The organism is Pseudomonas sp. R4-15, assembly GCF_055768815.1.
In genome coordinates, this window is sequence record NZ_JBVTKW010000002.1 from 20,699 (window position 1) to 27,230 (window position 6,532).

Consider the following 6,532-nt stretch of genomic DNA (forward strand, 5'->3'; position numbering starts at 1 on the left):
ATTAACTCATACACTCAACCGAGCGCGGCCATAATCTCGGCGGCAAGTGCACGAATCTCGGCAGCAGCATCGCCGGCCGGTTCAGCATCGAGCACCGTGCTGCCTGATGCGGCCGTGCCCGGGTAAACCACCCTCTGAATCACCCGCGTGTCGAGCACCGGCAGGCCGTACCCCTCAAGGGCTGCGCTGACCTCGGCGCCGATCTTGGTGCCCTTGATCGCCCTGGAGACGACGAAAGCGGCGCGCAGGCGCCCGTCCGTTATCTCGATGCGTTGCTTGACCAGCTCCACCAGGTCAGCGGTGGCCCAGATGTCATACGGCGACGGTTGCACCGGGATCAGCACGAAGTCAGCCGCCTTGATGGCCGAGACGGCCAGGTCAGCCGCCTGGGGCGCGCCGTCGATGACCACCACGTCTTTCTTCGCCAGGTTCTTCAGGTCACGCTCGATGGTCGGGCGGTCGATGCCGACCACCGTAACCGGCTGGTCTTCGCGCACCGCTGCCCAGTCGCGGGCGCTGCCTTGCGGATCCGAATCGACCAGGAGCACGTCCTGCCCGTCGAGCTGGATCGCCCGCGCAAGGTGGGTGGCAATGGTTGTCTTGCCCGCCCCGCCCTTCTGGTTGAGCACTGCAATCACTTTCATGGTGTGGCCTCCAAAGGTTCCGCTTGAGGTTATAGCGCATAAACTCAAAACCTTAAAGGCTCAAAAACTCATAAGCTCAAACGCCAGGCAAGAGCCCGCCCCGGCTTCGCCGGAAAATGCTGCGCCCTGCGGGCGCGGACTCTTTACCTGGGCGCCGGCCCATAGTCCCGCGTCGGCTCTGTTCGCTGGCGTTGGCGTTGCGGTTGGCTCGCCTCGCGGCGCGCCACCTCGGCCAGGATCTCGGCGGCCTGCTCGCGACTGGTACCGGCATGCCCCGGTGAGTGGTCGAGCAGCGCGCCGACCGTCTCGGACATACTGCGGCCGTGTTCGGCTACGGCTTCGCGGACTGTTTCCTGCTCGACCTTGCCCCAGTCCACCGACCGCCAGCGCCCAGCAGCCTCCTCGATGGCACGCACGCCACGGCGAGCAAACACCAAGGCAGCGCCTGCCGCCTTCCTCGCCAGCTCAGCCAGCGCCTCGGCGCGGCGCTTTGCCTCGGCCGCAATCCAGTTCTCACGCCGCTGGTTGGCAGCCTGTGCGGCCAGGGCCTGTTGCTGCTCAGGGGTGAGGCCGTCCAGGAACAGCGCCCGCAGGTCGGCGAGCCGGGCCCGTTCGGCCTCCAGCTGCGCCCTGGCTTCGCGTAACGCCTGATCCTTAGCCTTGGCCGTCTTGGCCATCTCGACCGCCCGGCGCTTCTCCAGGGCCGCCGTGGCGCCTGCTGTGATGGCTGGGCCGTAGTAGGCCTGCACGGCTCGCGTCAGCCGCTCGGCTACCTGCTCGGGGCTTTCCACGGTCTTGGTCAGCAACCGCTTCTCCAGCACCTTGGGCTGAAGCGTCTCCGCGTTCAGGCGTCCGTGCTTGAAATCTGGGCGGTTCAGCGCCTGGTAATACTGGCGAATGCTCGTATGCGTGGCCTTGCTGCCCTCGATGCCACGCTCCAGGCCCACCGCTGCGCCCACCCTGGAAGCGAAATCCGTCTGCATGGCCGAGAGCTTCGCTTTGCCACCTAGGAACTGCTTGGCGTTCAGCTTGCCGGCGCTATCGAGAGGCACCACATAGCCGACCAGGTGAGGGCTGGTCTCGTCACGATGGATCGACCAGGCCACCAGGTTCTCGGCGCCGTGTCGCTCCTGGAGCCACTTCACCGCGCCGGCAAAGTAGGCGTCAGCATCGCCGCCGCTGTCGAAGAACTCAGGACTGGCACCCACGAAATACTCCACGCACAGCACGGCGTCTTTACGGTGCTTCTCGGGAATGCGGGCGCGAATGGCAGCACGCACGGTGGCCGGATCAGATCCGCCGTGGTGCTCGTTGAGGGAGGCCCTGGACGGGTCAGCGTTCGGGGTCTCGCGTGTCCGGTAGGTGTGCGATAAGGAGCCGGCAATCTCCCCCATGCTCTTGAGCTTGGCTGTTCGCAGAATGGCGTAGGGCATACCATCAGCGTGCAGGTGGAGCAAAAGCCAGCGCAAGCCCTGGAGCGAAGCGGGAAGGGCGTAGAGCGGGAGCGGCGTAGGGTGTACTCACTACACCTTGTTCCAAGGTTCGTTCGCCCCGCTGGGCAAAAGCCAAGCCGCGACCATCGGCGGCCGCGAAAGGGCGAAATCCGCTAAACTGACGCTGAACACACCATAGGCCCGACCATGAGCGCACAACTGTCACCCATCGTTTCCGAGTTCAGCACCGAGGCTGAAGCGGCAAGCTATGACCGCTGGTACCGCCGCAAGGTCGAGGCCTCGCTAGCCGATCAGCGCCCGAGCGTGGCGCATGACCAGGTGATGAGCGAAGCAGCCGCCATCATCGAGGCAGCAGAAAAGAAGATTGCCCGGAGCAAGTCGTGACAGCCAACTGGCCACGTCTCGACTGATCCGGATACCGCCCCATGCTGCCCATCCTCTGGCGTGCCACCGCACGCGAAGACCTCGCTGAAATCATCGGCTATATCGCTGAGCGCAATCCCACAGCAGCACGCTCGATGCTTGCCCAGCTGGAGAGCGCAATCATTCCAGCAGCAGAGCACCCCTACCTGTACCGGCCTGGCCGAGTACCAGGGACACGGGAAGTAGTCGCACACCCTAACTACGTCCTGGTCTATCGGGTGACAGCTGCAAGCATCGAGGTCTTGAACGTCCTTCATGCTCGCCAGGAATACCCCTAGGGCAAGAGCCGGGCTGTTCAAGATAACGGACAGAAGAGCCAGAGCGGCAGGCAAAAGGAAGTCGGCCAAAGGCCTCCCCGGTCGCGCTTGCCTGTCTTTTCGCTGCGCTTCAAGACAGGCAAGCCCTCCCGGCCTAAACCAGGAAGATTCGCCTTGCCGCCCACTATCGGTAGGGTTTGCACCCCTGCCCCCTCTGCGCGTTGGGCGGACACTCCCTAGGCCTGCTGCACTGACCGGCTCTTGCCCTGCTGGGCGGCCGCCTCGGCGTTTTTAACGTGGTGCCGGTCTAAACCCCTTACCCACCGTCAGTGCCCCCAGGTTGCGAGCCTGGGAAGGCATGGAGCGCGTCGCACGCTTGGCCGTATGCAGAGAATCCCCGTTCGGCCAGATCGCCACAACAGGGGGGTAACAAGCTCTTGAAGTCCAACCCCCCCCGCTACGCCTACGAAAGCGCCGCAGTGACAACCATCGGTTTCGGGGGTGAGGTGGTAGACAGCACGATTTTTGTGCTACAGAATTATCTACCGGTCTCGTTCCCAGCCGCCAAGCACAGGATTCCCCGAGACCTCGGGTCAGCGCGCCGGCAAGCGCCACTGACCACTTCAAAGCCCGCTTACGCGGGCTTTGTCGTATTTCCAGCAAAGATATTGTGCTGCCAGGCACTTAGCAAGCACCGCTTTCGCACAACTCCAGCGTCAAGCCGCCCAGGCAGGGCCAGGGCGAATCGCCAATTCCTTAAAACCCCATAAGCAGCAGGCAAACTTCCGGGCGCACTGGAAAGGTGCGACATATTGTCGCACCCGTACCCAATCAGACATCGAGCAGCGCATTCAGCCGCTCGACCTGGTCGCGCTCATCGTCCTTGATCCACTTGCCGTAATGCCTCCAAATCATCGCTGTAGACGTGTGCCCCATCTGCTCAGCGACCCACTCGACATTGACCCCGCCGCTGGTCAGCAATTGGCTGGCAAACGTGTGGCGGCATTGATTCGGCCCCCGATAACGCACGCCCGCCGTCTTGAGGTGGCCCGCCCAGAACTGGTTGCGGTACTGGTCGGCGTCCCTGAAGGGCTCACCATTGGGCGCGAGGAAAACGAAGGTCAGCGCACGGTGCTTGATCGTCCGGTTGTCCCGATCAACCACGCCGACAGTCACCGGGGGGAGCTGGCCGGTCAGGGCGTGCTGGCGGCGCAGAGCCTCCAGGGCAGGCCGTAACAGCTTCAGTCTGCGCTTTGATCGCCTGGTTTTGGTGACCTTGTACTGACGTGATACCAGGGCGCGCTGAAACGTCACTTCGCCGCGCTCCAGGTCTACATCCTCCCAGGCCAGAGCGATGCCCTCAGAAATCCGGGGGCCACTCCAAACCATGAACTCGAAAAGATTCAGCTGGCCGGCGTCCTCGGCATGTGTGCGGAGAATCTGGCGAATCTCCTCACGGCTGAACGGGTCAGGATCCTCGGCATCGGGCTGGCGAATGTAGATACCCTCGGTGGGGTCGTGCGCGTCCTGGTTACGTGTGCGGTAGAGGCGGAACACCTGCCCCATGCAGCTGACCAGCCCCTTGATCGTCTTGTTGTGCAGCTTCGGCATCAGGTCGCTCTGAATCCACTCCTGGAGCTGAATATGGTCAATAGCCGTGACCTCGCGAGCGCCCCACTTTGGCCGCAAATGCACCTCGGCGGCGGTCGTGTAGCTCTTGAAGCTGCTGGCGGCCACCTCGTTTGCCTTGATCTTCAGCCAGGTGTCCAGGTAGGTGCCAAACTGGTTTTCAGTGGCGCGCTTGCTCCAGGGGAAGTAATGGCCATAGTCGAAAGTACCCGCCCGAATATCCTGCTGTAGGATCGGGTCAAGCGACTCCCAGCGGGCAACATTCTCTGGGGTAGCGCCGCCTGGAATGCTCTCGTGAACAGTCTTCCCCTTGTATCGGAAAGCCACCCTTAGGGCCTTGCCGCGAATCTCCAGGCTCATGGCTTAGCCTCCTGCTCGGCCACGTAGGCCAGCGCCTCAGCGCAGCGGCGCAGGTGCTGACGATCACCAGCAGGCAGGCGCCGGTAGTGTCGCAGCAGCAGCTCCTCCTCCTCGGCAGGATCCAGCTCGACAGGCTCAGCAGGAGGGACGGCCTGCGCGGCCGGTGCCGGGGTGAGCGGTTTGCCCTTAGGCACCGGCTGCCAATGCTGGTATTCCAGCGCCTTCAGGGGAGCGTGCGTGTGACCTAGCAGAAGCTGGATATAGCCGGTCAGGTCATCGAGGTCGAATTGCTGGATTGGCTTATTGCCGTAGAGAACGGTGCACAGCATGCCCTCCAGGAAGCGCAGGGAGTCCATGCCCTGCATAACCTCGCGGTAGGTATCTTCGGTCATCAGGTAGCCGCCCTGGGAAGTGCTTGCGCGAGTCATTGGCGCACCTCCACACGGACAGCACCCAGGGCGCGCAGTGATTCGAGGTCGGCCAGGCGCGAGCTGGTCGGCAGTTTCAGTTCGCCCAGCAGCCGGCCGGCATGGCCATAGACGCGGACGGTGGTACTCTTCGTGTGTTGCATGGCGGTCTCCTCAAGTGGTCGCCTGTGACAGACCGGGAAGGCGTTGGCGCGCCCATCGGTCGATTGCTGGGCGGCGTTACAGCGCCGCCCGGCAAGTTTTAATCCTTCGTTGCAGCCTCCCAGCCGATCAACCAGGACACCTTGTCCTCGGCACCGGCCTGGCCCGGTTCGCAGGGGTCGCCCCCTTCGCCAGCGGCGTAGCCGGCCTGGCGGCTGGGCTCATGTATCCATATCGTCTTGCGCTTCCAGCCCTCCTGAGCGCGCCGCTCGATCAGCCGAGCCTGACGCTCGGCCGCCGTCTTGCGTAAAGCCTCTCCGCTGAGCAGGTCACGGGTGTGCTTGTCGTGTTCGTCCTTCACTGGCGCCTCCACAGCGGGCCGTTCTCGGCCAAGTCCAGCGCCCCTTCCAGGGTCGGGCTTTGGCCCCACCAGGTGGAACGATCCCAAGCACCACCATCGAGGCAGCGGACGGTGTATCGCTCGCCGGCAGGGAAGGCCTCGAAGAACGACGCCCGATTCTTCTCCAGGAGCGCTTCCGTCTCTTCCTCGCTGAGTGCACCAGGTTCGCCCTCAGCCCGCCGCTTGGCCTGCCAATTGATGGTGTGCTGCTCGGCCTGGGCCCAGGTGTACCGCACGATGAATGGCCGCTCCCACCACATGGCCATGTGGTGGTGGCTGCGCTCATCGTTCGGGGTGTTGTCGAAGGACTCCGGCAGCAGCGGATTGACCAAGTAACCTTGGGCCAGATCCTCGGCTTCGAAGTGGTGGCCATCTATCAGGAATGGCTTCAGGACGGGGGCGTGCATGGTTTTCTCCTTTGCGTTGTGCTGACGTTATCACAGCGCAAAGGAAAGGCAAGCTCTTTTGAGTATTTGAGCTTATGAGTTTTTGAGTTCTTCGCCTGCTGCCGGCTCAGCGGCGCGCCAGTAGCGCTTGACCGTAGAGAGGCTGAGGCCCGTCGCGGTGGCTGTCTCCTGCTGGGTGAAGTTGCGCAGGCGGCACCGATGCACATGGGCCAGAGCTGGAGATTGCTTGTTGAGCATGCGCAGGAACACGGGACGCTCCAGGGCAGGCACACGCCCGGAAATCTGCTCCTCGTAGTAACGGTGCCCAGGATCGTATCCGGCCGCTTTCAGCGCCTGGCGTTGGTTGTCGGCGGTCTGCTCTGCTGTCGAGACCCGCGCATAGGCGAAAA

At 63.3% G+C, this 6,532-nt stretch carries 10 protein-coding genes; 2 read left to right on the top strand and 8 right to left on the bottom strand.

What is annotated here, in order from left to right:
* Nucleotides 1-14 precede the first annotated feature (14 nt).
* Together parA and mobV are read right to left on the bottom strand one after the other, a co-directional pair.
* Nucleotides 15-644 (bottom strand): ParA family partition ATPase, encoded by a 630-nt coding sequence (gene parA / locus ACYRGX_RS22425; protein ID WP_143507866.1) that lies wholly within the window; start codon nucleotides 642-644, stop codon nucleotides 15-17.
* Between the two features lie 143 nt (nucleotides 645-787).
* The gene (mobV, locus tag ACYRGX_RS22430) at nucleotides 788-2,077 is read right to left on the bottom strand and encodes a MobV family relaxase (protein WP_473056769.1); all 1,290 of its coding nucleotides are present in this window, start codon (nucleotides 2,075-2,077) and stop codon (nucleotides 788-790) included.
* A gap of 207 nt (nucleotides 2,078-2,284) precedes the next feature.
* Here mobV and relB point away from each other — a divergent pair, with 207 nt between their 5' ends.
* Complete coding sequence (gene relB / locus ACYRGX_RS22435) at nucleotides 2,285-2,482, top strand: type II toxin-antitoxin system RelB family antitoxin (RefSeq protein WP_473056770.1); 198 nt, start codon at nucleotides 2,285-2,287, stop codon at nucleotides 2,480-2,482.
* Nucleotides 2,483-2,523: 41 nt separating this feature from the next.
* Complete coding sequence (locus ACYRGX_RS22440) at nucleotides 2,524-2,799, top strand: type II toxin-antitoxin system RelE/ParE family toxin (RefSeq protein WP_143507869.1); 276 nt, start codon at nucleotides 2,524-2,526, stop codon at nucleotides 2,797-2,799.
* An 810-nt stretch (nucleotides 2,800-3,609) separates the two neighbouring features.
* Here the strand turns inward: ACYRGX_RS22440 and ACYRGX_RS22445 are convergent.
* The 6 genes from ACYRGX_RS22445 to ACYRGX_RS22470 all read right to left on the bottom strand — a co-directional run.
* On the bottom strand, nucleotides 3,610-4,767 hold the full coding sequence (locus ACYRGX_RS22445; RefSeq protein ID WP_473056771.1) for a tyrosine-type recombinase/integrase: 1,158 nt from the start codon (nucleotides 4,765-4,767) through the stop codon (nucleotides 3,610-3,612).
* Entirely contained in the window at nucleotides 4,764-5,195 is a 432-nt protein-coding gene (locus ACYRGX_RS22450; RefSeq protein ID WP_473056772.1) for a hypothetical protein, read from the bottom strand. Before ACYRGX_RS22450 ends, ACYRGX_RS22445 begins: the two co-directional genes overlap by 4 nt.
* On the bottom strand, nucleotides 5,192-5,338 hold the full coding sequence (locus tag ACYRGX_RS22455; RefSeq protein WP_473056773.1) for a hypothetical protein: 147 nt from the start codon (nucleotides 5,336-5,338) through the stop codon (nucleotides 5,192-5,194). The genes ACYRGX_RS22450 and ACYRGX_RS22455 overlap by 4 nt, the downstream gene beginning before the upstream one ends.
* Before the next feature lie 98 nt (nucleotides 5,339-5,436).
* Nucleotides 5,437-5,697 (bottom strand): hypothetical protein, encoded by a 261-nt coding sequence (locus tag ACYRGX_RS22460; protein ID WP_473056774.1) that lies wholly within the window; start codon nucleotides 5,695-5,697, stop codon nucleotides 5,437-5,439.
* Nucleotides 5,694-6,143, bottom strand: a complete 450-nt coding sequence (locus tag ACYRGX_RS22465; RefSeq protein ID WP_473056775.1) for a hypothetical protein — start codon at nucleotides 6,141-6,143, stop codon at nucleotides 5,694-5,696. The genes ACYRGX_RS22460 and ACYRGX_RS22465 overlap by 4 nt, the downstream gene beginning before the upstream one ends.
* Nucleotides 6,144-6,215: 72 nt before the next feature.
* Nucleotides 6,216-6,532: recombinase family protein (locus ACYRGX_RS22470; protein WP_473056777.1), on the bottom strand; the 317-nt coding region annotated here is incomplete at its 5' end.